Source organism: Vreelandella hamiltonii, assembly GCF_014651775.1.
GTDB classification, from domain to species: domain Bacteria; phylum Pseudomonadota; class Gammaproteobacteria; order Pseudomonadales; family Halomonadaceae; genus Vreelandella; species Vreelandella hamiltonii.
Window position 1 is genome coordinate 1 of record NZ_BMXN01000011.1, and the last position, 26,845, is coordinate 26,845.

Genomic DNA, 26,845 nt, shown 5'->3' on the forward strand with positions numbered 1-26,845 from the left:
TTCCTGACAAACCGAAGGTTTTTCAACCTTCTTCACCGCTGGTAACGCTTGGCGTCCCCGGCAGCGGATGCGTACTTTACGGATTCGCTGCCGGGTTGGCAAGGGGTATTTACCAAATAGTCAAAAAAAGTCGCCCACGCGATCACACAACCCGTGGAAAGCACTTCGGCGCTTACTGTTTGGCGGTTACACTTGGCACTCCGCAACATTCGCCACATCTATTGCACCTACGGATATGAGGTCTTCGATGAGCCAGCACTTGTTAACCGTCGATTCATTAAATCGCGAAAGCGTTGATCACCTGTTACGGGTGGCCGCACGCATGGAGCCGATTGCCAGTCGCCGTCAGGTCACGCGAGTGCTGGAAGGTGCGGTACTGGGCAACCTGTTCTTCGAAGCCAGTACGCGGACGCGGGTGAGTTTCAATGCGGCTTTCTGCCGTCTGGGAGGCAGTGTCTGTGACACCACGGGCTTTACCTTCTCGTCCATGGCCAAGGGCGAATCCTTGTACGACACCAGCAGGGTAATGAGCGGCTACTGTGATGCCATCGTCATGCGCCACCCGGATCAAGGGTCGGTTGCCGAGTTTGCCGCCGCAACGCATGTGCCGGTCATCAACGGTGGTGATGGTCCAGGCGAGCACCCAAGCCAGGCGCTGCTGGATCTTTATACCATCGACAAGGAGTTCCAGCGGTTGGGCAAGCGCCTGAGTGGTGCCCACATTCTACTGACCGGGGATTTGAAATACGGGCGCACGGTGCATTCGCTGATCAAGCTGCTATCGCTTTATGATCCGCTGCGGATAACGCTGGTCTCCCCACCCGGCCTGGAAATGCCGTCTTATCTGGTGGATCTGGTGGCATCGCGGGGCCATCGCATCGAGCAGCGCGACTCCCTGGCCAGCGACTTCTCGGATCTGGACGTCGTCTATACGACACGCATCCAGAAGGAGCGCTTCACGGATGAAATGAACGAGAGCTTCCAGGGGCTTTCCGATGACTTCATGGTCAATCGCGATTTTCTGGATCACCGCTGCAGCCAAAGCACGATCGTGATGCACCCGCTACCGCGCGATAGCCGTCCAGGCGCCAATGATTTGAACGTCGATTTGAATGGCGATCCGCGCCTGGCGATCTTCCGCCAGACAGATAACGGCATCCCCATGCGGATGGCCATTTTTGCCACGCTCTTGAAAGTGGACGAGCTGATCGAGCAGGACATGCGGCCAGTACGCTGGTTCGTACCGCCGCAAATTGGCACGCTGGACCGCTGAGGAGCAGACGGCTGAGCAGCTAAACGCTCAGTGCGCGGTTCGCCCACCGGGAAGGCCTTCCCGGTGGGCGAACCAGCCTTCCAGAATCAGCACGGCAGCGATGCCGTCCACGCTCTGCTGACGATAGTTGCCGCGATGTCCCGATGCGTGGGCGATCTGCTTGGCTTCACGGGTAGAGCCACGCTCATCGACCATTTCGCACGGCTTGCCATAACGCCCATGCAGGCGGTTGCCAAACTTGCGCGCACGGGTACTCATGGGCGATTCGCTACCATCCATATTCAACGGTAGCCCGACCACGAACAAGTCGGGCTGCCACTCCTGAACCAGACGAGACACCACGTTCCAGTCAGGAATGCCATCCCGTGCAGGGAGAGGCGTCAGCTCGCGGGCGCTGTTGAGCAGCTCATTGCCTACCGCCACACCGATGCGCCGCGTTCCATAATCGAATGCCAGGATCAGGCGCTCCCCACTGTCGGCCATCGCGTTACTGCCCCTTCGTCATGCGTGACCGGCGTCACGGGTCATCAGGTTGAGATCGACGCCCAGCAGGCCAGCGGCAGCGGCCAAGCGCTCGGCGGGAGGGGTGTCGAACAGCACGCTTGGCTGGCCCTCCACCGTCAACCAGGCGTTGTCCTTGAGCTCATCCTCCAGCTGTCCTACTTCCCAGCCCGCGCACCCCAGGCACACGAGGAAGTGCTCTGGCCCCGTGCCATCCGCCAGCGCCTGAAGAATATCCATGGACGTGGTGAGGGCAATGCCATCTTCTACCTGGACGCTGGAATCCCACGCCTGGCTATCCCCTTCGTGCAGGATAAAGCCACGGTCTTTATGGGTGGGGCCACCGTAATAGACAGGCGCATTGCGGTGCGGGCTCTCATCGCCCCCCAGGGAGAGCTGTTCGAACAGCGCATCCAGCGTGATCTCCAAGGGGCGGTTGGTAATCACCCCCATGCAACCATTGTGGTCATGGTCACACAAGTACACCAGGCTGCCCGCAAAGTTGGGGTCGTCCAGATGCGGCATGGCCATTAAAAAATGGTGTTTTAAGCTTTGCATGCGTCTCCTATGGCTTGCCGCTGAATCAGCAAGTCGGGCGTTATTGGGCGGAAGCAAGGCGACGCTCGATGGCGTCCAGCAGCATGCCGGCGATGTCGGTGCCGCGCTGATCGTCGATTTCCCGCACGCAGGTGGGACTGGTCACGTTGATCTCGGTGATGTAGTCACCGATGACATCCAGACCCACGAACATCAGCCCTTTCTCACGGATCAGCGGCTGTACCTGCTGGATCAGCCAGTGATCACGCTCGGTCAGCTCGCGACTCACGCCACGCCCACCGGCGGCCAGGTTGCCGCGGGTCTCTCCCGCCGAGGGGATGCGCGCCAGCCCGAAGGGCACAGGCTCGCCATCGACCAGCAGAATACGGGTATCGCCGTGTTTGATTTCCGGCAAGTAGCGCTGCGCCATGATCTGACGCTGACCGCGCAGCGTCAGCTGCTCGATGACGGCGCCAATGTTGCGGCCATCAGGGCCGATATGAAAAATGCCCGTGCCACCCATGCCGTCGAGCGGCTTGAAGATCACGTCGCCATGCTCGGCGTGGAAGGCACGCAGCACGTCATCACGGCTGGCCACGACCGTTGGCGCGCAGCATTGCGGAAACTGCTGGGCAAAGAGCTTCTCGTTACACTGCAGCAAGGCGGCGGTGGGGTTCACCACCAGCACTCCCTCGCGTTCGGCAAAGCCCAGCAGGTGCACCGCATTGATGAACTCGGCATCTACCGGCGGGTCCTTGCGCATCAGCACGGCGTCCAATTCTGCCAGTGGCCGCTGAACTGCTTCGCCAAGGTCGTACCAATGCGCAGGATCACGATGCACGGTCAATGGACGCATGCGTGCGTAGGCCTGCCCTGCGTTCAAGAACAGATCTTCCTGCTCCATGTAGTGCAAGGTATAGCCGCGCTCCTGGGCAGCCCACAGCATCGCCAGGGTGGTGTCTTTCTTGTAGGCGATGTCACTGATCGGGTCCATCACGACACCGAGATGCAACGTTGAGTGGCTCATCGAAATACCGTCCATGCAGGAACAATCATTATTCAGTATGCCGTACTGCAGGCACGGCTCCAACCGCGGCTATTTGTCTGCGGTTTCGGAGAGCGCGCCAGGCACCAGGCGAATGGCATCGGGGGCCAGGGTGATCAGCTGTTGCTTGTAAAGCCGCCCGATCGCTTGTTTGTAGGCGCTCTTGCTCACCCCCAGGCGCGCCTTGATGGCGTGGGCATCGCTTTTATCGCCCAGCGGCAAGTAGCCGCCGCTTTCGCGCAGCGCTTGCAGTATCTTGTCACCCACCACATCGAGGCGTGCCGCCCCCGGCGGCAGCAGCGAGATATCGACTCGGCCATCCTCGCGACGCTGTTTTACATAGCCTTTCAGCGTCTGCCCTCGGCGCAGCGGCTGGGTCATGTCGTCCTGATAGATCAATCCCCAGTAACGGTGCTCGACCACCACTTTCATGCCCAGGTCCGTGCGATCGGCCACCACTACCGTGACCTCATCACCCTGCGACAGCGCCCAGGCGTCGTCGCTCAGGAAGCGGTCCAATCGCATGGATGCCACGGGACGCCCCTGGTCATCGCTATACAGCATGACCAGTACGCGCTTGCCGGGATCCGGGCGAAAACGCTGTTCGCTATAGGGCAGCAGCACGTCCTTGGGCTGGCCCCAACGCAGAAAGGCGCCCGTACTGTTCACTGCCGTCACGGTCAAGTAAGCGACTTCTCCCAGCTGGGCAGTCGCATCGCTGGCAGAACGGGGAGAGGCATGGGACTCACGGGCCATGGAGGTGTCCTTGCGAAGGGTTGAGAATCGGTAGCGTACCTTGCTAACGCTAGCCAAAGCGAGGCCGTATTCGGCCTGACAGCCTGCTATACAAAAGCCGCTGCCACAGAAAATGCGGCAGCGGCTGACAGTAAGCGCTTACAAATCGCCGAAATGATGCTGCAGGAGGGTCAGCGCGACGACTGGTGCGGTTTCCGTACGCAGTACACGGGGCCCTAATGTCAGCGGCGTAAAGTCGCTGGCGGTGGCCGCAGCGATATCGGTCTCGCTGAGCCCTCCTTCGGGGCCAATCAGCAACGCTGCCGAAGCGGGCCGAGACGACTGTGCAAAGCCATTGCCCGTGGCCAGATGAAGCATCAGGCGCAGCGGCTCTTGCCGTTCGGCCAGCCACTCCTCCAGCCCCTGCGGCGGGTACACGGGAGGCACCACTGCACGCCCACTTTGCTCACAGGCGCTGGCAGCCACCGCCTGCCAATGGGCCAGCTTCTTCTCTTCTCGGTCGCCTTTCAGGCGAACATCCCCCCGCTCGGTATAGAGTGGGGTGATGGCAGCGACGCCCAGCTCCACGGCTTTCTGAATGGCATAGTCCATGCGATCTCCCTTGGAAATCGCCTGGCCCAGATGCACCGCTAGCGGAGACTCCGCGCTGCCTGGCCATACCGACTCGACGGTTGCGGTGGTCTGTTTTCGCCCCACCTCCGCCAGCCGAACGCCTGCCTCCTGGCCCGCCCCGTCGAACAGGATCAGTGCCGCGCCCTCCCCCATGCGCAGCACGCGGGTAACGTGCTTGGCAGGGCCTTCCGGCAGCGTGACGGTTGCCCCGACACGCAGCTCGGTGGGCACATGAAGGCGCGGCATCTTGCCGTGCGTGGCGAGCCAGTGTGCTGCCGAATGCGCTTCGAGCATGGCTTAGTGGGTGTTCTCGGCAGCCTGGCTTGCCTGCTGCGCTTCACGCTGCTTGCGCTGGGCGTACATGGCTTCGAAGTTGACCGGCGCCAGCATCAGCGCAGGGAAGCCGCCACGGTTGACCAGGTTGTCGATACACTCACGGGCGTAAGGAAACAGCAGGTTAGGACAGAAGGCGCCTAACGTCTGCTCCAGCTGCGCACCTTCGATGCCGGAAATACGGAACAGGCCAGCCTGCTCGACTTCGGCCAGGAACGACGTGGTGCCGGACTCGCTGTCATTCACCTGGGCGGTGACCTTGACCACGACTTCGTACTGGTCGTCAGCCACTTTCTGGCTGGTAGTGTTCAGATCCAGATTGACCTTGGGCTTGAACGCCTGCTTGAACACGGAAGGAGAGTTCGGCGCTTCGAAGGAAATGTCTTTCACGTAAATACGCTGCAAAGAGAATTTCAGCTGCGGCTTTTCGCCTTCAGCGGCACCGGCCTGCGGGGTGTTGTTATCTTCCGCCATGGGAGACTCCTCGTTATTCATTCAATAAAAAAGCGTGCGGCCCAGAGGCCGCTTTCGTCGTTTACTTCTTCACTACGGGAAGGCCATCGGCCTGCCACTGCATCATGCCACCACGCAACTTCGTGGCCCGCTCGAAGCCCGCCTTGAACAGCTTGGCTTGTGCGGCACCCGAGCTTTGGCCATGCTTGCACACCACGATGATCGGCTGGCTTTTGACTTTCTCCAGCTCGTTCATGCGGCTATCGAGGCTGCTCTGCGGAATGTTGCGTGCACCGGCGATATGCCCCGCCTTGAAGTCTTTGCTTTCACGAATGTCCACCACCACCGCATCTTCGCGGTTGATGAGCTGGGTGGCCTGGCTAGAGGACACGGCATTCGAGGCAGCGCTACGCGTTTCGTAGACAATCCACGCCGTGAGCACCAGCAAAAATGCCCCCACCAACAGGGGGTGGTTCATTACGAATTCGAACAGCTGATCGATCATCGCGAACACAATCTCTTGGTCTATGCAGAAAAAAGCGGCCTGGCCGCCATCAGAAACGCGACAAGTATACACGTCACAGGGCATACCGCGCAGGCCATGACGCCCAGCGGCTGCCTGCGTTATGATGCCCCAAGCACGCGCCCGCCGCGACCCTGTTTCTCAGGTACTGTCTGAAAACTGGCTGAATGGCCATTGCCAGCGTTTCAAACAGCACTTTTCGTTGCTTGGCTGACCCATATAACGAGGTTTCTCATGGCATCATCTGCACCCCGCCCCGTCGCCCTGATCATCCTGGACGGCTATGGCCACAACCCCGATAGCGCACATAACGCCGTGGCTGCCGCCCATACCCCGAACATGGATGCTCTGTGGGCCAAACGCCCCCACGCCTTCGTACACACCGATGGCCGCCATGTGGGGCTGCCCGATGGGCAGATGGGCAACTCGGAAGTGGGCCACATGAACCTGGGAGCTGGGCGCATCGTGTACCAGGACTTCACGCGGATCACCAAGGCCATCGAGGATGGCGACCTGGATACCAATGGCGTGCTGACCAAACCTATCGACGACGCCGTGGCCAACGGCAAAGCGGTACATTTGCTGGGCCTGCTCTCCCCTGGAGGCGTACACAGCCATGAAGACCACTTCATTGCCGTAGCGGAACTGGCAGCACGGCGCGGCGCTCAGCGAATCTACGTGCACGCCTTCCTGGATGGCCGCGATATGCCCCCGCAAAGCGCGCTGGCCTCCATCGAGCGCGCCAATGCCCGGCTTGCCGAACTGGTCGGTGCCGACAACGGCTTCGTGGCCTCCATCATTGGCCGCTTCTTCGCCATGGACAGAGACAACCGCTGGGAGCGGGTCGAGCAGGCCTACCGCCTGCTCACTGAAGGGCACGCCGAGCATACCGCCACCAGCGCTGAAAGCGGCCTGCGGGATGCCTACGCGCGTGGTGAAACCGACGAGTTCGTGGCGGCCACCAGCATTCCCGTCAACGGTAGCGCCATGACGTTACAAGATGGCGACGCGGCGATTTTTCTGAACTTCCGCTCTGACCGGGCCCGCGAACTGACCCGCGCCTTCACCGATGCAGATTTTACCGGTTTCCAGCGCCAGACCCGGCCTGCCCTGGCGGGTGACGGCCTGGTGATGATGACCCAGTACGCCGCCGACATTGCCGCTCCGGCGGCGTTCCCCCCCACCGACCTCACCGATACGCTGGGCGAAGTGGTGTCCAAGCGCGGCCTGACCCAGCTGCGCATCGCCGAAACCGAGAAGTACCCTCATGTGACGTTCTTTTTCTCGGGGGGTAACGAAGCCGAGTATGACGGCGAAGAACGTATCCTGGTGCCGTCGCCTCGTGATGTGAAAACCTACGACGAAAAGCCGGAAATGAGCGCGTTCGACATCACCGACAAGCTGGTGGACGCCATCGACAGCGGCCGCTTCGACCTGATGGTGTGCAACTACGCCAACGGCGACATGGTCGGTCACACGGGGGATTTTGCCGCCGCCGTCAAGGCCATTGAAACCGTCGACACCTGCGTTGGGCGGGTCGTGGAGGCCATCGAGCGGGCCGGTGGCGCCTGCCTGATCACCGCCGACCACGGCAATGCCGAACAGATGGTGCACCCGGTGACCGGCGAGCCGCAAACCGCTCACACCACCTTCGTGGTACCGCTGATCTACGTCGGTGAGCGCGAGGCTCAGCTGTCGGACGGCCGTCTGTGCGATTTGGCACCCACGCTGCTGGCGATGATGCATCAGCCACAGCCAGACGCGATGACGGGCCAGTCACTGCTGCGCTTCGCCTAATGCCATCGTGGCAACGGCTGCCCTTGCTGGCGCTGCTGATGCTGGGCACGCCCGCTGCCGTCGCGCAGGATGAGCGTGCCGCCCAGCAGCAGCTGGATGCGCTGGGCCAGCAAATCGATGCCATGACCCAGCAGTTGGGCGTGACGGACCAGGCCCGTGACAGCGCCCAACAGGCTCTGCGTGCCGTCGAGACGGAGCTGGCCCAAACGCACCAGCGTCTGGACCAGCTGCAGGGGGAACGCCGCCAACTGAACGAAGAGAGCGAGCAACTGCGCCAGCACCGTGAGCGGCTCGAGCAGGAAAGAGCGGCGCAATACGCAGCGCTGGGCCAGCAGCTGGCGGCCCTCTACCGGCTGGGGCCCACCCCTCAGCTCAAGCTGCTGTTGAACCAGAGCAACCCCGCCGAGCTGGACCGCATGCAGGCCTACTTGAACCGCTTGACGCAGGCGCGGCAACGTCGCCTGGGCGACATTGCCCGCCTGGATACCGCGCTGGTGGATACCGAGCAGGCGCTGGCCGAGCGCCAGACCCGGCTGGATACCCTGGCGGACGAGCTGGAAGCGCAGAGTGCGCTGCTGGCCCGCCGCACGGAGGAGCGGCGCAGCGTCGTGACCACGCTGGATGACCGTTACGAGAGCGAAGCCGACCGTCTGGCCGATCTCAGCCAGAGCCGCGAGCAGGCCGAACAGCAGCTACGCGCCATCCAGGCCGAGCTTGCCCGACTGGCCGAACCGACGCCCTCCACCAACATCACCCGCACCCAGGGCGACCTGCCCTGGCCAGTACAGGGCGCCATCACGGCCAGCTTCCAACGCCGTCAGGGCGTGCATTACAACGGTATCGTGATTCAAGCGGGCGCCGGCACGGCGGTCACGGCCGTCCACTCTGGGCGGGTGGTCTTTGCGGACTGGATGCGGGGGTTCGGCAACCTGATGATCATCGATCATGGTGATCAGATCATGACCCTGTATGCCCACCTTCAGCAGTTCGATGCCCGCCCGGGCCAGCAAGTGAACCGAGGCGACCGCATCGGCCGAGTGGGCAACAGCGGAGGGCAGCCTTCGTCCGCGCTCTATTTCGAAGTGCGGCGAGGGGGCGCACCAATTAACCCGCAACGTTGGATTGCACGACGTTGACGGGATAAGCTGATAGTAGCGGCATCCATGAAGGTGTCGCGCCAATCGTCTCAACCCCTGCGGCGCCCTGCGGCGCTGCCTTTCGCCTTGCGGAGTACGCATGACGCTATCTGTAACCGAGGTATCGGCCCCTGCCAAGCGTTTCTTGGCGACCCTGCTTCCGCTCGCGCTGCTGGCAGCTCCCTTACCCTTGGCGGCTCAAACGGCCAATAGCGTCGCCGACGACCTTCCGCTGGAAGAGATCCAGACCTTCGCCGAGGTGTTCGAACGCATCAAACGGGCCTATGTCGAGGAAGTGGATGATCGCACGCTGCTGCGCAATGCCATGCGTGGCATGCTCAGCGAGCTGGACCCTCACTCGGCCTACCTGGATGCCAACGAGTACCAGAGCCTTCGCGAGTCCACCCAGGGCGAGTTCGGCGGCATCGGCATCGAAGTCGGCACCGAGAATGGTCAACTCATGGTGATCACTCCCATCGACGATACACCGGCCTCCCGCGCGGGCCTGCTGTCGCGGGACATCATCATCGCCATCGATGGCACACCCACCGATAACCTCTCCTTGCAGGAAGCCGTCAACCTGATGCGGGGCGAGCCGGGCAGCCAGCTGCGGCTGTCCATTCTGCGCGCGGGCGAAGATACCCCACGAGACCTTACGCTGACCCGTGAAATCATCCGTAGCGAAAGCGTGCGCCATGAAACCCTGGAGCCTGGCTACGGCTATTTACGTATCAGCCAGTTCCAATCACGCACGCCGGAGCAGGCACGCCGCGCCCTCGAGCGCATGGCACGCGAACAGCCGCTCGAAGGCCTGATTCTGGATTTACGTAACAACCCTGGCGGGGTACTGCAGGCGGCGGTGGGCGTGGCCGATCTCTTCCTGGATAGCGGGCTGATCGTGTATACCGAAGGTCGCCTGTCGGATACCGAGATGTCCTTTTCGGCATCGCCCGATACGCCTGCGCGTGATGTACCGCTCGTGGTGCTGATCAACAGCGGCAGCGCCTCCGCCGCAGAGATCGTGGCGGGTGCGCTTCAGGACCAGCGCCGTGGAGTCATCATGGGCACCGAAAGCTTTGGCAAAGGGTCGGTGCAGCAGATCATGCCGCTAGGCAATGGCGAAGGGCTGAAGCTGACCACGGCGCTGTACTACACGCCCAATGGCCGCTCCATCCAGGCCCAGGGCATCGAGCCGGACGTGGAAGTGGTGCGTGGCCGCCTGGAAGTGGCCGAAAGCCGCCGTGAACTGCGCGAAGCCGACCTGGAAGGGCATCTGGGCAGTCAGAACCAGCCTCGCGAGCGCGCTGCCATGTCGCAGCGGTTGCGCGACGACTATCAGCTCAGCGAAGCGCTCAACCTGTTGAAAGCGCTCAATGTTGTCGACCGGCGCCGCTAACGGCACGTGCTCGGCAGGCGACCTCTTTCACCGGTGGCCTGCCGCATGATGAGCCGCTTGAGTGGCACCCACTGGTTCATGCCTCTCATGCCGACATTACGCAGCAGGGTCAGGCCCGGCTGCTGACTGCCAAACAGCCCCTTGAAGCCCTTCATCAGGGCCAGCATGGCCGTATTGTCGGGACGACGGCGGCGTTCGTAGCGCGACAGGATGGTCAGGCTGCCCCAGGGCGAGCCACGCCGCCAGGCAGCAACCACTTCTTCCGCCAACACCGCCGCATCCATCAGCCCAAGGTTCACCCCTTGCCCCGCCAAGGGGTGAATGCTGTGCGCCGCATCCCCCACCAGGGCAAAGTGCTCCTGCACATAGCGGCGGGCGTGGCGTTGTACCAGCGCAAAGCGATAGGCTCGATCGAGCACCGTGACAGCCCCCAGACGGTGATCGAAGGCGCGACCCAAGTCCTCTCCCAGCGCTTGCGGTGCCAGCGACTCAAGCCGGGCCGCCTGCTCGGGTGGCACGGACCACACAATCGAGCACAGCCGATCATCGCCGTCCACGGTCAACGGCAGGAAAGCCAGCGGGCTGCCGCTTACGAAGGCCTGACGGGCCGTCGCTCCATGGGCGTGCTCACAGCGCACGGTGGTGACCACCGCTTCCTGGCCCATGGACTCCTCTGCCACCTCGATGCCCGCCAGTTCGCGCAGCACAGAGCGCGCACCATCGGCCGCCACTAGCAGCGGGGTTTCCAGCTGGCGGCCATCCTCCAATACCAGCCAGCGCCCTTTGGAACTGGTCTGCAGCGCGGAGACGCGCACGCCATTCAGCCGGGTCAACGTCGGCAGGTTGGCCAGCTGTGCATTGAGTGCGGCCAGGGTCACGTCGTTCTCGACGATATGCCCCAGCACGGCGGTGCCCGCCTCGTCCGCCGAAAAGTGGATGTTGCCACTGCCCTCGGCGTCCCATACCTGCATGTAACGGTAAGGAGTGATACGCCTCGCCGCCATGGCAGGCCAGGCGCCCAGATGGTTCAACAGCCGCTGTGACACCGGCGTCAGGGCGCTGACACGGGGCGCCGGTAGCGCCTGGGCCACCCCTTCCAACTGCAGAGGCTTCTCACGGGCCTCGACCAGCGCGACCTGCATACCAGCCTTGGCCAGCAACCCTGCCACGCTGGCCCCGACCATGCCGGCCCCCACCACCACCGCATCGAAACGCGTGACCGTGGTTCCCTGTTCTGCTTGAATCGTCATAGCCAATCCTTAATGTGTCAGCGCCAGTGGTGCGCGCTATCGTCCCAGCGCTATCGTTCTAGCCCCATGGCTCGCCGTGCCAACCCCCGGCGCAGCGGCCCCACCAGGTTCAGGCCGATCAATCCGGCACCACGGGCATGGGGCAGCAGTGGCAGCGAAGCACCGAACAGCCGCACTAGGCCATCGCTGAAACGGATGACGTTGGCACGGTCATGGGCACGACGGCGCTCGAAAGCCGCCAGGATTGCCAGACTGCCCAAGGGCTGCTGGTGTTGGGCAGCCTGGGCCAGCGCCTCGACCAGATCCATCACGGAGCGCAGTGCAAGATTGAAGCCCTGCCCAGCCACGGGGTGCAGCGCGTGCGCAGCATTGCCAAGCACCGCTAGCCCCGGCCTTACCGGCTCTTCGGCAGTCACCAGCGAAAGCGGATAGCAATAACGCTGCCCCAGCCGATTGAAGCGGCCTACCCGGTCGCCGAACGCTTGCTGCAGCTGGCTCAAGAACGCCTGCTCAGACAGCGCCATGCGCGCCTGCTCACCCCCGCTGGGGTGTGTCCAGACCAGCTCCATGGCCTGACCGGGCAAGGGCAACAGCGCAATGGGGCCGTCTGCGGTGAAGCGCTCGTAGGCGACCCCGTGGTGCGGCTGACTGACCCCCACATGGGCAATCACGGCGGTTTGTTCATAAGAGTGACGACGGCTCTGAATGCCCAACTGCTCTTTCAAGCCCGAGCGGCCTCCGTCGGCCAGTAACGTCAGCGTGGCAGTCAGTTCACTGCCATTCGACAGGCGAAGATGATGCTGCCCCCCTGCCTGCGGGGTCAGCGACGTGACCGAGGCGGGGCAGTGCCACTCGATGGGGAGTTGCTGCAATCGACGGTGCAGCACCTGCCCCATCCAAGCGTTGGGAATCACATGCCCCAGCGCCTCGACGCCCAGCTCTTCCGCGCTCAGGCGCGTCGCCCCCAAACGTCCGCGCTCGCTGATATGAATGCGCTGGATGGGCGAGGCCTCGGCCTGCATCTCCTGCCACACGCCCAGTTGGCGAAAGCGCTGGGCGGAACCCTCGGCAATGGCGCTGGCACGCGCATCGAAGCTGGGCTGCCAAGTGGCCTGGTCGCTCGTGTCGGGCAGTGCCTTGGCCTCGATGATGGCCACGCGCCACCCAAAACGCTCTATCAGAGGTGCGAGGGCGCACCCCAGGCTGGCGCCTACCAGGCCCCCCCCCACGATCACGATATCGTGAGTGGCAGGCCGCTCACTGGAAGCTTCTGTTACCGCTGCGGACACCTGCATTCACCTCTCCTGGCTTGGCTGTTCAGCCCACGCGAATCATCGTAACCCATAACGTAATTTACATAACGACCTCATCGACTTTGTCGACTGGTCACTATTTAGCCATCAATTGCTCAATGGCCTCGACCTGCTTGGGAACTCCGCCGGTGATCACCTCTCCCCCAAGGGCAGTGACCACCACGTTGTCTTCGATACGAATACCGATCCCACGGTAAGCCGTAGGAATATCGTCATCACAAGGGATATACAGGCCCGGCTCAATGGTCAGTACCATGCCCGGCGCCAGCGGCCTGGGCGTGTTTTCATCGAGTCGATAGGTCCCCACATCGTGGACGTCCAGACCCAGCCAGTGCGACGTGGAGTGCAGATAAAAGCGTCGATAGCTCTCGTCATCGATACGTGCCTGCACCTCGCCTTCCAAAAGCCCCAGGTCGATAAGGCCCTTGGTCAAATCGTGCACGACCCCTTGATGAATATCGGCCAGGGTAGCGCCTGGAGCGACGGCGTTCACAGCGCGCTCCTGAGCCTCAAGCACCACCTGGTAGAGCGCTCGCTGGGCATCGCTGAAGCGACCGGAGACCGGGAAAGTGCGGGTGATGTCGCCAGCGTAGAGATCGAACTCGGCGCCCGCATCGATCAGCACCAGCGCCCCTGCCTCCAGCGCATCGCTGTTTTCAATATAGTGCAGCACACAGGCGTTGGCGCCGCCGCCCACGATGGTGCTATAAGCGGGACCACTGGCCCCTTGCCACATGAACGCATGCTCCAGCTCGGCCTGAAGCTGATACTCATGCAGCCCTGCCCGGCAGGTGTGCATGGCACGCACATGGGCCTGAGCAGAAATGGCCGCCGCGTGGCGCAGCAGGGCGATTTCGGCCGGACTCTTGAACAGCCGCATCTCATGGATGAGTGGACGGCAATCCAGCCAGCCTTTCAAGGCAGGCTTGCCTCGGCGCACGCCCGCCTGAGCCTGGGCCAGCGCCTCTTCCAGCAGGCTGGTCGCTTCGGGATTGTCCAGCGGCGCGTAGAGCAGTGCGCGGCCATCGAGCAGCGCTGCCAGTTGCACATCGCGCTGGGCGTTCTCGAAGGCCTGGTCGATCCCCAACTGCTGTTCCACCCCGCCTGCACCCAACCGACGGCCCGTCCAGGCCTCCAGCGTGGGGTCCCGGTCCTGGCAGAACACCACGCTGCTGCCTTCGGCACGCCCAGGCAGCAGCACCAGCAGGCCGTCGGGCTCTTGCAGGCCCGTGAGGTAGTAAAAGTCGCTCTGCTGTCGGAAGCGGTATTCGCTGTCGTGGGAGCGCGTCACCAGCGACGCACCGGGGATCAGCATGGCCGCGTTCGGCGGCAGCTGGGCCATCAGCGCCTCACGCCGCTGGCGGTACTCGTCGGGCCCAATGGGCGCGGGGCGCGGCAATAGCTCAGGCAACATAGTGGCTCCTTGCATATCCTGAAGAACAGTCAGATATCAGTGGACGGGGGCGTCGACCTGCTCGACCTGGGGCTGGCCCGGGTGCTGCTCGGTATACAGCAGCATGGCCGCCATCCGTGCGTGCTCGGTCAGGGCAAACAGATCGTTCTCGTTGTCCGGGCTATCGTCGATATCGGTTTCGATCTGACTCAGCCCCGCCAGATCTTCGATGGCCTCACGCAGGGTCTGCGACCAGCGCTCTCGCAGCGTGTCATCGGCCACTTCTTCGACGACTTCCATGAAGCCCAACGTCCACTCCTTGAGCCCTTGGGCCTGTTCGGCAAGCGAAAACAGCTCATCCGGCAGCAGCGGCGCGTAGTTCATATCGCTGGCGCTCAAGGCTTCCAGCGTCTGGCGTCGCCAGCCCAACAGTCGCTCTGCGCTTGCCTGATCTCGGGGTTGCTCGACACCAAGCCCCAGGCAGACCTCTTCCAGCCACCCTTCGGCGCTCACGTCACGCAGCGCCAGCAGGCCACACAGGCGCCCATCCAGAAAAGCGGGAGACTGCATGCTCCCGTGCAATAAAAATACATCCGCCACGTCAGAAAAATCCTGGCGCTCGTCAATCAATGACATGTTTTGTGCTCGCTTTAGCAAAAGTCAGAGTAAGATTCTGCGCAGAGCGCGGCCGGTACGTGCGTTGACCCCGTACGAGCGGCTCTCTTATAGTGAATATCGTCTATCCATCCTATTTATGTGATGTTAACGCATTGGGGCCCTGACTGGCCCGTGCTGGAGTCAATGATGAGTACCGCCAAGCGGCCAACGAAAGAGATCACCCTATTGGGGCGCAGCTATGTCATTGCCTGCGATAGCGGTCAGGAGGTGCAGCTGGAGCGCGCAGCTCGCTACCTGGACAGAGCCATGCACGGTATTCACGCGCAGAGCAGCGTGTTGGGCAACGAGCGCATTGCCATCATGGCCGCCTTGAACATTACCCATGAATTGCTGGAAGCGCTGGACGAGCACCGCGCGGGTGAGGCCAACCTGAGCCGCTTGAATGAGCGCCTCGAACGAGCGTTGGCAGGTACTCGCAAGCCAACGGACGCGTAAAGAGAGCCGTTCGGGGCATGGATGCTTTGGCATTGGCAGCGCCTCTGTTAGGATAGGGACGTTCTCTGGAATGTGCGCCAGTCGTTATAGTCCCTCGAGCCTATACGCAGTACCAGGGGGCCAAATGCTAGCCAGACCCGTGTGCATGTCCGTGCGTCGGAAAGCCTGACGGTCTGGCTGCGGCCACCCACCTGAACCAATAGGTTCAGGGCCAGAACGACAGCGGCATTCTGGGGAACACTTCAACATGGCCTGATAGCGATGACGCATACGACGCCCGATGAGAAGCAGGCCCTGCGCCGAGAACTCAAACGTAGACGCAAGGCGCTGACCGCCAAACAGCAACGGCAGGCGGCTCGCTCACTCTGCCAGCGCCTGAGGCGTCAGCCCGAAATCAGACGCGCCAAACGCATCAGTCTCTACCTGCCGATCCATGGCGAAATCGACCCGACGCCCCTGATCGCATGGCTTCGCCAGCGACACACCACGATCTACCTTCCTGTGCTACGCCCTTTCAGCGCCAACAGCCTATGGTTCGTGCGTTACGACCAGCATACCCCCATGGTCAAGAATCGTTTCGGCATTGCCGAGCCCTGCCCACGGTTTGCTGCCCACCGTGGCCATCGGCTACCCGCCTGGGCACTGGATACGCTGATCGTACCGCTGGTCGGGTTCGACCAGCAGGCCAACCGCATGGGCATGGGGGGAGGGTTTTACGACCGCAGCCTGGCCTTCATGCGCAGACCTGGCCCGGCTCCCGCCTTGATTGGGGTGGCACACGCTTGCCAACAGGTCGACCAGCTGCCGTTGGAGCCCTGGGATATTCCGCTCACGGCCGTGGTCAGCGATCAAGCCACGGTACGCCCCATAAAAAAGGGCTGATCCATGATCAGCCCTCTTGTTTGACCTTTTGCAGGCTCGCGACGTCGATACCGCTCTACCCTGCTACCATCGATCAACTTCCCGATATTGCCTGGGCATAGCCAGTCGCCAAAACCCCCAGTAGAAACACCACGGTTAGCGCCATGACCATATCAGGTTTTCTTCGCCGCATGCCTAATCTCCAACGTCTTTCCAAATGCCGGTAGCCCTGGGTGCGTCACCAAGGGGTTGCCTTTGGAAAGATGACACACCTCATTATTTTCGCCGACGACTATAGGGCTATAAGGGGGGTAGTGACAACCGCTATTGGCACTATTTTCACCCCTTAATTAAACGTTTTAGTCTTGTGAACCTGGCGGGCAGTCCTTGTCTGCGAAGTTAGCAAACACTTACATTCATTTACGCCATGAAAAGCCGATAGGCGGGATTGTCGCTCTCCTGCCAATAGCGGTAACCAATGGCATCCAGGTACTCGGTCACGTGGGTTCGGTCCTCACTGGGCACCTGCATGCCCACCAGCACACGGCCGTAAGCGGCGCCATGATTACGGTAGTGGAACAATGAAATATTCCAGTCATGGGGCAGTTGGGTGAGGAAGTTCATCAAAGCCCCTGGGCGTTCCGGAAACTCGAAACGATAAAGCTCTTCCTCGAAGTGCTCGCTGGGACGACCACCACTGAGATGGCGAATATGCAGCTTTGCCAATTCGTTATCGGTCAAGTCCTCGACCTGATACCCGCCTTCGCGCAGCTTTTCGATCACCGCCAGGCGGTCTTCGCCACCTGGTTTTACCTGCACGCCAACAAAGATATGGGCCTCGCTGTCATCGGCATAACGGTAGCTGAATTCGGTCACCATACGTTTGCCCAGCGTTCGGCAGAACTTCTTGAAGCTGCCAGGCTTTTCAGCAATGGTGACGGCCAGAATGGCTTCACGTTGCTCACCCAGCTCCGTCCGCTCGGCAATATGCTGCAAGCGGTCAAAGTTGGTGTTGGCTCCCGAATTGATGCATAACAGGGTTTCTCCCTCGGCACCGGTCTGCTGCACGTATTTCTTCAGGCCGGCCAACGACAGCGCTCCAGACGTTTCCGCCACGGCACGGGTATCTTCAAAAATGTCCTTGACCGCCGCGCACATCTCGTCGGTGTTCACGGTAATGACATCGTCGATCAGGTCACGCACCAGTGAGAACGGCACGTCGCCAATTTGCGCCACGGCCACGCCTTCTGCAAACACGCCCACCTGCTCCAGCACGACGCGCTCTCCGGCCTCCAGAGCCGCTTTCAAGCAAGCACTATCCTCGGCCTCGACGCCAATGATCTTGATATCAGGACGCAGGTATTTCACGTAGGCCGCCACCCCGGCAATCAGCCCACCACCGCCTACCGGGATGAAAATCGCATCCAGCCGCCCGCTGTGCTGGCGCAGGATCTCGACCCCGATGGTGCCCTGGCCCGCCACGACGTCGATATCGTCAAACGGCGGAATATAGGTGTAGCCATGCTCCTTGATCAGCTCCTGCGCATGCTCGGCTGCGGCGGCAAAGGCGTCGCCCTTCAGCACCACTTTTGCACCCCGCGCACGTACCGCCTGCACTTTGATATCCGGCGTGATGCGAGGCATCACGATGACGGCCTTCACGCCCATCAATTTGGCCGCCATGGCCAAGCCCTGTGCATGGTTGCCCGCCGAGGCAGCAATCACCCCTTTGGCTTTCTGTTCTTCCGTGAGCTGGGCCATCTTGTTGTAGGCCCCGCGGATCTTGAACGAAAACACCGGCTGCAAGTCTTCGCGCTTGATCAAAATCTGGTTGTTGAAACGACGCGACAAAAAGGGAGCGGGGGAAATAGGCGTCTCGCAGGCCGCTTCGTAGACACGGGCCTGGAGAATCTTTTTGACGGTTGCTTCGAGCATGCTGATATCCCGGAAAAATGGCGTGACCCTGGCGGGTGCGAACAAAACCTCTATTGGTAGCAGATGACAGCCGCCAACGTCTAGCGGCGTTGCCATCGGCAGCGGGCGTTCAGGCCGTTATACTAAGGACGACTGCCCACCCTGATTGGACTCCATCATGACACAAAACGAACTAAAAGCCGCTGTCGCCGATGCCGCGCTCGATGAAATCGAGCCATATCTCGAAAAAAGCACCGTGCTGGGCATTGGCACCGGCTCCACCGCCAACCTGTTCATTGATCGTTTGGGCGCGTTACGCGACCGCTTCAAAGGGGCCGTGGCCAGCTCAGAGGCCAGCGCAGAGCGCTTGAAAGCACAGGGTATCGAGGTCTTCGAACTCAATCACGTTGGCAACGTCCCCTTTTACATCGACGGTGCCGACGAAGTGAATGCTCACTTGCATATGATCAAAGGTGGGGGTGCCGCACTGACGCGTGAAAAGATCGTCGCCGCCTGCGCCGAGCGCTTCATCTGTATTGCCGATGGCTCGAAATACGTCGCCCAGCTCGGCAACTTTCCCCTGCCGGTAGAAGTGATTCCCATGGCGCGCTCTTATGTGGCCCGCGAGCTGGTCAAACTCGGTGCCGAACCCGTTTACCGTCAGGGCGTCATCACCGACAACGGCAACCAGATCATCGACTGCTTCAACTTCATGATCGACGACCCGGTAGCCATGGAAGCGCGTATCAATGGCATCGTCGGCGTAGTCACCAACGGCCTGTTTGCTGCACGCGGTGCCGATGTATTGCTGCTGGGTAAAGCGGATGGCGTAGAGCGCACGGCCTTACGCTAATTTGCCCATGACATCCTTCTGAGGGTCAGTATGACTGGCCCTCTTTTCTCGGCGCGATGTGCTGCACTCCCCCTCCTTAGAAGAAGCCTGCCTGCAGTGTGAGAAATATCAGTCTCCCGATTCTTGTATCCAAATGTAATTGAATTAAACATAAAGATACACAAAGTTTCAAAGCGAGTTTCACGGGTCTTATGGCTGCTTTGAGCCCCTCGGGAGAACGTCCATGCTAACGTATCCGCATTACGTACTCGTCACTGGCGGAGCCGGTTTCATCGGCTCTCACACCGTCGAGCTGCTGCTCCAGGAAAACTTCCGCGTCCGGGTGCTGGATAATCTATCTAGCGGCCATTTGGGCAACCTTCCCACTCACCCGTTATTAGACGTCGTCATTGGCGATATCCGCTGTGTAGACGACGTGCAAGCAGCGATGAAAGGCATTACTCACTGCCTGCATTTAGCCGCGCAGGTGTCTGTGGCAAGCTCTGTCGAGGACCCGCTCGGGTCGGCAACCCATAATATTCTGGGTGCGCTGAACGTCATGCATGCCGCTGCCACGGCAAAGGTCACCAAACTCGTTTATGCCTCTTCCGCAGCGGTCTATGGCATTCCTGCACAGCTGCCCCTGCTGGAGGAGGCGGCGCTGCAGCCACTCTCTCCGTATGGCCTGGAAAAGTGGGTGGATGAGCGTTATGCCGCTTTGCTGGGTAGCTTGCATGGCCTGCCCAGCCTGGGGCTGCGTTACTTTAACGTTTATGGCCCACGCCAGGACCCTAACTCTCCGTATGCCGGTGTCATCGCACGTTTTCTCGACCGCTTACTCAACCATCAAGCTCCTCTCGTCTTTGGTGATGGACTGCAATCACGCGACTTCATTTATGTCGGCGATATCGCCCGCGCCAACGTCGCAGCCCTGATCAGTACACAATGTGGCGTATGCAATGTGGCGACAGGCCAGCAAATTGATTTGCTGGGGCTTATCGACCTATTGCAACAACTGACTCACTGCCATCTGTCTCCCCAGCATTTGCCTGCCAAGGCTGAAGATATTCGCGACTCGTGCGGCAACAATCAGCGCTTGCACGACTGGTTGACCATCGAGCCAAAGTGGACGTTGCAAGAAGGACTAAGCGAGCTGATTCACCATGTCAGCGCAACACGGGGCTACATGGACGAGCCCACACGTTTGAACGCCTAGCAGGCCGCTTTTCAATTTCCGACACGACAGGTGGCATCGATGAGTAGGCTCTTCATGTGCACGTTGCTGTGCTGGCTGCTGGGGCTTGTCAGCGCCTTCGTCTACGCAGACTCCCCCGCCCGGCAGCCTAGCGTCGCGTTCTATTATGGCAATGAGCCCCCGGTTGAACTGCTCTCTCAGTTTGACTGGATCGTGGTGGAGGCCGCCAATGTCGACAGCGCCGAGCAGCGCCTGCTGGCGCAGCATGGAGGCCAGCCGTTTGCCTATGTCAGCATCGGTGAGCTCGACGCGTGGCGGGGTGCCACTACCTCGCTGCCCGCTGCTGCGCTCGTCGCTTCCAACGCTGCCTGGAATAGCCAGGTGGCGGATCTGACACACCCAGCATGGCGCACATACCTTCTTGAAGAGCACATCCGGCCGCTGTGGCAAGCAGGTTATCGCGGACTGTTTCTGGATACGCTAGACAGCTATCGCTTATTTGCACCCGATGGACCAGCCGCCGAGCGTCAGCAGGCCGCACTGGTGGACATTATTCATGCCATCAAGCAGCAGTTTCCTGAGATGCAGCTGCTGCTCAACCGCGGTTTTGAAGTCCTGGAGCAAGTGCATGGAGAGATTGTTGGCGTGGCCGCAGAGTCACTCTACCGGGGATGGAACCCGACGACCCAGGTATACGGGGCAGTCCCCGACAACGACCAGGCTTGGCTTTACCAGCAGCTCGCCCGTGTTCGTGACCACTACCGCTTACCCGCCATCGCCATCGATTACGTGCCGGCCGCTCAACGTGAACTGGCCAGAACCACCGCACAGCGTATCCATGCCGAAGGCTTCATTCCCTGGGTCAGCGTGCCGCAGCTCAATCAAATGGGTGTGGGACTTGTTGAACCCATACCACGCAGAGTGCTGGTCTTGTTCGACAAGTCTAAAACGGAAGCCGGAGAGCTGGCGTACACCAATGCTCACCGCTACCTGGCGATGCCACTGGAATACCTGGGTTACGGCGCAGAGTATCTGGACGTCAATGGGCCATTGCCCAGCGATCTACTACATGGCCGTTACGCCGGTGTCGTGACATGGTTCAACGAGCCAATCACCAACGCTCCCCACTACGGCGCTTGGTTACAACATCAAATGGAGCACGGCTTACGGGCCGCGATAGTGGGCGTACCGGGGGTGCCGATTGCCGGTACGCTGGGCCGCTTGATGGGATTGCGTGAAGTCCATGGCATTGCTGCTCAGGGCCTGAGCGTGGTGAATCATGATGACGTGGCCAATTTTGAAGGCATGCCATTGCCGCCCCCCGTGCCACAAACCAGTTACGAAATGGTGGGCAGTGGCCTCACCGCTCATCTCACTATTCGTGATAACGCTGGCCGTCACTTTGCGCCCATCGTTACCGGTGACTGGGGAGGCCTGGCCAGCTACCCATGGGTAGTCGAAGAGGCGAACGAGTACCAAAAACGCTGGAACCTCGACCCATTCAAATTTTTACAGCGCGCCCTGGCCCTGCCCGATATTCCCGTGCCCGATGCCACCACAGAGAACGGCGCCCGGTACTGGATGACCCAGATCGATGGCGACGCCTTTGTCAGTCGAGCCGACCTGCCGGGCACGCCCTTTACCGGCGAATTGATGCTGTCCGATATTCTGATGCGCTACCAAGTGCCTACGACGGTATCGATCATCGAGGGTGAAATAGGCCCAGACGGTCTCTACCCGCAGTATCGTTCGGTACTCGAACCCTTGGCTCGACGCATCTTTGCCCTGCCTTGGGTAGAGGTGGCGACCCATACCTTCAGCCATCCCTTCGAGTGGGAAAGCCTCAACGAAAACGATTTGGCCGGCCAAGGGAAAACCACGGCAGGCTTCAACTACAACATGCCGATCCCTAACTATCGGTTTTCATTACGTCGAGAAATCGAGGGGTCTGCCAACTATATCAACCGTACGCTGGCGCCTGCCGGAAAGCCCGTCAGCGTCGTACTCTGGACAGGCAACGCGCTGCCGCCGGAAGAAGCCCTGGCCATTGCCGACGAGCTCGGTCTTCGCAATATCAATGGCGGCAACACCAGCGTGACGCACAGCAATCCCACCATGACCCGGGTGTATCCCATGCTACGGCCGGTGGGTCGCTATCTGCAGGTCTACGCACCGCAGATCAATGAAAACGTCTACACCAACAACATGTTGGGCCCACTCTGGGGCTATCGTCGCGCCATTGAAACCTACCAGATTACCGACCAGCCTCGCCGTTTGAAGCCCATCGATATCTATTACCACTTCTATTCGGCCGCCAGCCCCGGGGCGTTACGGGCACTGCATCAGGTGTACGAGTATGTGCTCACCCAAGAGACACTGCCGGTATACACCAGCACCTGGAGCGATGTGGCCACCCAGTGGTACCACACAGGGGTGGCACGCCACCTGGACGGCGGCTGGGTGATTCAGGGAACCCACCATATGCGTACGCTGCGCCTGCCGACATCGCTTGGCTGGCCCGATCTAGAGCGCTCGACGAATGTGGCGGGTGTTCGCGAGATTGCATCAGGCCGCTATGTGGCGCTCTCGGGGGCCACGGGTGCCCAGCTCTATCTCTCGCCTCACGCCCCCCAGACACCTCATTTGCGCTACGCCAACGGGCGCATTGAAACGTGGCAACAAACGTCGCCGGGGCAGATCACGCTATCTATCGCGGCGGAGCACGTGCCTTTGCAGGTGGAGCTTGCCGCCACCCAGGGCTGCCAGGTCTCGGCCCCGAATGCACGCCTGGAGCAACGCGCCACCAGTACCTTCCTACACTATGGCAGCGCTCGCGGTGAGCGTATCGAGGTGCGCTGTGCTAACCGATAAGCCCGCCCCCACGGTTCGTAAAGCGGTGGCGCTGCCTGCCCGGCGGCTCATTCGGCCACTCACGCTACGTCTCATTGCAGCCGTCGTGGCCTTGATGCTGGTGCTGCTCTTTCCCGCACATCACCTGCTCATGCTGGAAAACAGCGACAGCATGCCCAGCCGGATATCCATTCTGTACTCCCAGGCACTGCTGAATGCCAACCCCGGCAATGTCGAGCTGCGTATCAGCCTCGCCAACAAGCTGTTTCAGGTGGGCGAGTTTGCGCTCGCCAAAGCGACCCTGGAACCGCTGCATGACAGCCGTGATATCACAGTGCAGTGGCTGAGACTCAGCATCGAATGGCAGTTGTTGGCTGCCATTGCCTCTGACCATGCAGAGCGGCTAGACGCGGTTCAGAGCTTTCAGCGCTTGCTGCTGGCGTTTCAACATCATGCTCTCCTGCCCTCTGCGTATCTGGAAACCATGGCCACTTACTGGCTGGCCACGGAGCACCCGGCCAATGCAGCGGCCTTGTACGAGCGGTTAGGGGAGCAAGATGTGGAGCGTCAATATCACTGGCTCTCTCTGGCAGGCCATTGGTGGCTAAGAGCCGGGCACCCAGACCGTTCCGCTGCGGCTTGGCATCGCGCTTACCAAGTGGCGGAAACACCCGTGGTGACACTGGGCTGGCTAGGCTGGCTGGTGAGCCCTGCTTACGCCCAAGCTGACGAGGCATCGCCAGAGTCTCCCCGTCGGGCTGCCGCGCTAGAAGCGCTGCGCTCTGCACAGCAAAGCCAGGACGACGACGGCGTCGGTTACGCCCGCGAATACCTCAGCGTGTTTCCAAGAGACCCTGAGCTGCTGGATCTCGGCATTCGGTTAGCGCTTGCCCACGGCCAGCCCCAACAGGCGCTAGCGTGGTCACAGCAACTTATCGACGTACAGCCCGACACTGCAACGCTAGAGCGTCATGTCACCATCGCGCTGGGGCTCAACGAACTCGCCAGCGCCTTGGACGCGCTGGCCCTTCTCCGCCAACGCCATCCAGAGCAGCCGCGCTATCTGGAGCAGTTAGCGCAAACGCAGCAGTGGTCGGGCGATGCAGCAGGGGCCATGCGAAGTGCGCAAGCGCTAGCGAGGCTGACCGGCGAAGAGCGCCATGACCGATGGGTGGTAGCGCTGGCGCTTAGCGTGCGTGACCGTGGCGTGGCCTTACAGGCACTTACCCGATTAGAGAACAATGGTTCGATTACCCTGGAAGATCGTCAGCTCTGGGCAGATCTGCTGGAACAGCTGGGCGACCCGGATGCTGCCATCGCCCGCATTCAATCCTGGCAAGCGGCGGGTATCCGCGACCAGTCGCTGGCCATTCGCGCCGCCACATGGCTTGAGCAAACCGGACGCCTGGAGGAAGCAGGCGAGGCCTGGGCTGCCATCAATGCCCAGTACGGTGCTCAGCCTGCGTTTGTTCAGGCACAAAGCAACATACTGGCACAAACCTGGCAGCTGGATAGCGCACTCGATGTCCTTGCCAACGCCCAACCCGCTGCCCACGGCACAGCTACCGGATACTGGCAACAGCGGGCTGCCTTGGCGTGGCAGCTAGGTGACAGCGCGGCAAGCCTGGAAGCCTATACCGCCCTGTTTGAACAGGGGGCACTCGATGCAGACGGCACCTCTCGCCTTATCCAAACCGCCGCCGATCAGCAACGGTTAGACCTGGCGATGCGGGTGTCGGAGCAGCGGTGGACACAAGCGAGAGATGGCGATGCCTTGATTCAAATGCTGTACCTCGCCCAGCGTGAGCGCCAGCCAGCGCTGACACAAATGTTACTGGCCATGGCCGACCAAGCGCCCGAGCAGTTTGCGCGGTCTCCCGATTACTGGGGAGCTGTCGCACAGCAAGCATTGCTCCAGCGTGCCCCAGACGAGGCCATGGCGGCCTATCAACGCGCCCTGGAATTATCGCCTGACGACCCAAGCCTGCAAGCAGGCATGCTTTACGCCCTGGCTGCGGCAGGTGAGGCGGACGTGCTGCGCCAGCGCCTTGCAGTGTGGCAGCCCACGGCTTCCAATACGCCCGCCATGATGAGCGCGATGGCAGAGGGCCATCGCTATTTAGGCAATTTAGACCAAGCCCTGATGTGGTACGCCTTGGCCAGCGAGGCCCGCGTGCTGGATGACTGGCAGCAGCTGTATTACGCCGATGCGCTGGATCAAAGCGGCCAGCATAACGTTGCCTTTACCCGCCGTATCGCGGCACTGAGCCAGCTCTCACCAGGGCTGCTGAAAGACCTCGACACACCGCTGAGCAGTGAGCAGCGCCGTGAACAGACCCAAGTCATGGCACTGGTCGGCCAGCGCCAGGGCCCAGACAGCGTGCGTGGCTGGTATCACCATATCGTCGCTGACGCGTTTGCCACAACGCCCGTGCAAGCCAGTGATAGCGAGTGGTTATTCGACGCCAACATCGCCCTGCAGCGTCCGCTTCATGCCCGTTATCTGCTGCTGCGCGCCCAGGCCCTGGGCTATCCCAGCCCGCCATGGCAAGTGCTCGCCGTCGCCATGGAAAAAAATGATCGCGATACGCTAGAACAGCTGCTGGAGAGTGACCTGGGCCGCACGCTTTCCGCCACCGACCGGCTGGCCATTATGCGCCAGCTTGACCGTCGCCAGGACGCCCGAGCGCTTGCCGAAACGCTTACCCATACAGGGGAAGACCATCGCCAGGACCTCGTAGAGCTCGCCCAGGAAATGCCCCATCGGCTATCCAGCAGCGCTTCCTATCAACGCCTGGGCGAGCTGGAGATTGCCGAGCAAGACGCCGTTTACCAACTCGGCGGCGAGCGCTTTTGGGGCCAGCTAACGCTGGTACAGCGCCAGTTGGATGTGCCTGCTAATGACGTTGATAGCAGCGGTATCAACGATGAGCGTGGAGCCGAATTAACCCTGGGCTGGAATGGCCCCAGGCTCGATACCACGCTCCACGTAGGCCAGCTGCAAACAGACCGGGTCAACCGCACTCATGGCAGCGCGGCGCAGCGCTGGCAGGCCACGTCGCGCCTTGCCGGTACGCTGTATGGGGAGATCAGTCAGACCTCGGAGATCAATGAGCGCCTGAGGTTACTGGCCATCGAAGATCGCCTGGGAGCCCAGCTGGAGTGGACGCCCACTGCCCGCGACACCCTGACCCTCAACGCCAGCCATATCGACCTGCGCAGCCGAGAAACCCGTGCAAGCCTCGGGAGTGGCTACCGGGTAGATGCCGCCTGGCGCCATGCGCTGATCAAAGGGGCAACGCGGCAGTTGGAGATCAGCCTGCTCGCCAATCACGCCGACTACCGTATCGACGACCCTTTGCCTGACGATATTCAGCGGCGGCTCACCGCGGACACCCAAGCCCCCGATTTACTCACCGATAGCAGCAGCTTTATGGGTGTGGGCATCACACTGCGGCGCGGCGACCCGTACGCCACTTCGCCACAGCTGGCTTCTCCCATGCTGGAAGTCGGGCTGGAAGCAGGCTATCGGCTGCCCGATAACGATATTGGGCTGAACGCTCGCTTGGCCATAGGCAGCCGCGTGTTTGGCAACGATGCGCTCAGCCTGCAGTTGGAAGCGGATCAAGGGGCTGGTAGCGAAGGCGATACCAACCTGGGTGTATCGCTGACCTATCACTACTTCCTGGGACACTAGCCATGCCACAGGTCACTCAACGGCCATGCCGTTGCTCCCCCACTGCTTGCGGCGCCGCTCAAGCG

Annotated in this window: 22 protein-coding genes and 1 other RNA gene; 11 read left to right on the forward strand and 12 right to left on the reverse strand. The window is 61.3% G+C overall.

Annotation, left to right across the window (positions count from 1 at the left end):
- Positions 1-247: 247 nt before the first annotated feature.
- Entirely contained in the window at positions 248-1,273 is a 1,026-nt protein-coding gene (locus tag IE091_RS10615) for an aspartate carbamoyltransferase (RefSeq protein WP_016915646.1), read from the forward strand.
- A 27-nt stretch (positions 1,274-1,300) separates the two neighbouring features.
- Here the strand turns inward: IE091_RS10615 and ruvX are convergent, their stop codons facing one another.
- The 7 genes from ruvX to IE091_RS10650 form a co-directional block, all read right to left on the reverse strand.
- A complete protein-coding gene (gene ruvX, locus IE091_RS10620) occupies positions 1,301-1,756 on the reverse strand; it encodes a Holliday junction resolvase RuvX (RefSeq protein WP_016915645.1) in 456 nt (151 codons plus the stop codon).
- Between the two features lie 18 nt (positions 1,757-1,774).
- Complete coding sequence (locus IE091_RS10625; protein ID WP_039179223.1) at positions 1,775-2,332, reverse strand: YqgE/AlgH family protein; 558 nt, start codon at positions 2,330-2,332, stop codon at positions 1,775-1,777.
- A 40-nt stretch (positions 2,333-2,372) separates the two neighbouring features.
- A complete protein-coding gene (gene gshB / locus IE091_RS10630; protein WP_189463623.1) occupies positions 2,373-3,338 on the reverse strand; it encodes a glutathione synthase in 966 nt (321 codons plus the stop codon).
- A 69-nt stretch (positions 3,339-3,407) separates the two neighbouring features.
- Positions 3,408-4,112, reverse strand: a complete 705-nt coding sequence (locus IE091_RS10635) for a CvfB family protein (protein WP_039179221.1) — start codon at positions 4,110-4,112, stop codon at positions 3,408-3,410.
- Positions 4,113-4,250: 138 nt separating this feature from the next.
- Entirely contained in the window at positions 4,251-5,018 is a 768-nt protein-coding gene (locus IE091_RS10640) for a 16S rRNA (uracil(1498)-N(3))-methyltransferase (RefSeq protein ID WP_189463624.1), read from the reverse strand.
- A 3-nt stretch (positions 5,019-5,021) separates the two neighbouring features.
- Entirely contained in the window at positions 5,022-5,531 is a 510-nt protein-coding gene (gene secB / locus IE091_RS10645; RefSeq protein ID WP_016915640.1) for a protein-export chaperone SecB, read from the reverse strand.
- Positions 5,532-5,592: 61 nt separating this feature from the next.
- The gene (locus IE091_RS10650) at positions 5,593-6,015 is read right to left on the reverse strand and encodes a rhodanese-like domain-containing protein (RefSeq protein ID WP_189463625.1); all 423 of its coding nucleotides are present in this window, start codon (positions 6,013-6,015) and stop codon (positions 5,593-5,595) included.
- Positions 6,016-6,267: 252 nt separating this feature from the next.
- Between IE091_RS10650 and gpmI the strand changes: the two genes are divergently transcribed.
- The 3 genes from gpmI to IE091_RS10665 all read left to right on the forward strand — a co-directional run bounded on the left by gpmI (position 6,268) and on the right by IE091_RS10665 (position 10,362).
- Entirely contained in the window at positions 6,268-7,830 is a 1,563-nt protein-coding gene (gene gpmI, locus IE091_RS10655; protein ID WP_189463626.1) for a 2,3-bisphosphoglycerate-independent phosphoglycerate mutase, read from the forward strand.
- A complete protein-coding gene (locus IE091_RS10660) occupies positions 7,830-8,966 on the forward strand; it encodes a murein hydrolase activator EnvC family protein (RefSeq protein WP_189463627.1) in 1,137 nt (378 codons plus the stop codon). Before gpmI ends, IE091_RS10660 begins: the two co-directional genes overlap by 1 nt.
- A 100-nt stretch (positions 8,967-9,066) precedes the next feature.
- Positions 9,067-10,362, forward strand: coding sequence for a S41 family peptidase (locus IE091_RS10665; protein ID WP_039179205.1), 1,296 nt, complete (start codon positions 9,067-9,069; stop codon positions 10,360-10,362).
- Here IE091_RS10665 and IE091_RS10670 read toward each other — a convergent pair.
- From IE091_RS10670 to IE091_RS10685, 4 genes are all read right to left on the reverse strand, one after another.
- Positions 10,359-11,612, reverse strand: a complete 1,254-nt coding sequence (locus tag IE091_RS10670; protein ID WP_144983922.1) for a UbiH/UbiF/VisC/COQ6 family ubiquinone biosynthesis hydroxylase — start codon at positions 11,610-11,612, stop codon at positions 10,359-10,361. The genes IE091_RS10665 and IE091_RS10670 overlap by 4 nt on opposite strands.
- A gap of 50 nt (positions 11,613-11,662) precedes the next feature.
- Positions 11,663-12,907 (reverse strand): 2-octaprenyl-6-methoxyphenyl hydroxylase, encoded by a 1,245-nt coding sequence (gene ubiH, locus IE091_RS10675; protein WP_189463628.1) that lies wholly within the window; start codon positions 12,905-12,907, stop codon positions 11,663-11,665.
- Between the two features lie 94 nt (positions 12,908-13,001).
- Positions 13,002-14,339, reverse strand: a complete 1,338-nt coding sequence (pepP, locus tag IE091_RS10680; RefSeq protein WP_189463629.1) for a Xaa-Pro aminopeptidase — start codon at positions 14,337-14,339, stop codon at positions 13,002-13,004.
- A 36-nt stretch (positions 14,340-14,375) separates the two neighbouring features.
- Positions 14,376-14,954: a UPF0149 family protein gene (locus IE091_RS10685; protein WP_081193777.1), complete on the reverse strand. Its 579-nt coding sequence runs from the start codon at positions 14,952-14,954 to the stop codon at positions 14,376-14,378.
- A 168-nt stretch (positions 14,955-15,122) separates the two neighbouring features.
- On the opposite strand from IE091_RS10685, the gene IE091_RS10690 reads away from it, so the two are divergent.
- From IE091_RS10690 to IE091_RS10700, 3 genes are all read left to right on the forward strand, one after another.
- Positions 15,123-15,431 (forward strand): cell division protein ZapA, encoded by a 309-nt coding sequence (locus tag IE091_RS10690; RefSeq protein ID WP_039179187.1) that lies wholly within the window; start codon positions 15,123-15,125, stop codon positions 15,429-15,431.
- Between the two features lie 59 nt (positions 15,432-15,490).
- Positions 15,491-15,672, forward strand: a non-coding RNA gene (ssrS, locus tag IE091_RS10695) — 6S RNA.
- A 20-nt stretch (positions 15,673-15,692) separates the two neighbouring features.
- Positions 15,693-16,313 carry a 5-formyltetrahydrofolate cyclo-ligase gene (locus tag IE091_RS10700; protein WP_189463630.1) on the forward strand — a complete coding sequence of 207 codons (621 nt, stop codon included), beginning with the start codon at positions 15,693-15,695 and terminating at the stop codon, positions 16,311-16,313.
- 399 nt (positions 16,314-16,712) lie between these two features.
- On the opposite strand, the gene ilvA is transcribed toward IE091_RS10700, so the two are convergent.
- On the reverse strand, positions 16,713-18,227 hold the full coding sequence (gene ilvA / locus IE091_RS10705; protein ID WP_039179180.1) for a threonine ammonia-lyase, biosynthetic: 1,515 nt from the start codon (positions 18,225-18,227) through the stop codon (positions 16,713-16,715).
- Positions 18,228-18,384: 157 nt separating this feature from the next.
- Between ilvA and rpiA the strand changes: the two genes are divergently transcribed.
- The 4 genes from rpiA (at position 18,385) to IE091_RS10725 (ending at position 26,780) form a co-directional block, all read left to right on the forward strand.
- On the forward strand, positions 18,385-19,059 hold the full coding sequence (gene rpiA / locus IE091_RS10710) for a ribose-5-phosphate isomerase RpiA (RefSeq protein ID WP_189463631.1): 675 nt from the start codon (positions 18,385-18,387) through the stop codon (positions 19,057-19,059).
- A 223-nt stretch (positions 19,060-19,282) separates the two neighbouring features.
- Positions 19,283-20,254, forward strand: coding sequence for an NAD-dependent epimerase/dehydratase family protein (locus IE091_RS10715; RefSeq protein WP_189463632.1), 972 nt, complete (start codon positions 19,283-19,285; stop codon positions 20,252-20,254).
- Between the two features lie 39 nt (positions 20,255-20,293).
- The gene (locus IE091_RS10720) at positions 20,294-23,104 is read left to right on the forward strand and encodes a bifunctional glycoside hydrolase/polysaccharide deacetylase family protein (protein WP_229800816.1); all 2,811 of its coding nucleotides are present in this window, start codon (positions 20,294-20,296) and stop codon (positions 23,102-23,104) included.
- Positions 23,091-26,780, forward strand: a complete 3,690-nt coding sequence (locus IE091_RS10725) for a tetratricopeptide repeat protein (RefSeq protein WP_189463633.1) — start codon at positions 23,091-23,093, stop codon at positions 26,778-26,780. Before IE091_RS10720 ends, IE091_RS10725 begins: the two co-directional genes overlap by 14 nt.
- Positions 26,781-26,845 lie beyond the last annotated feature (65 nt).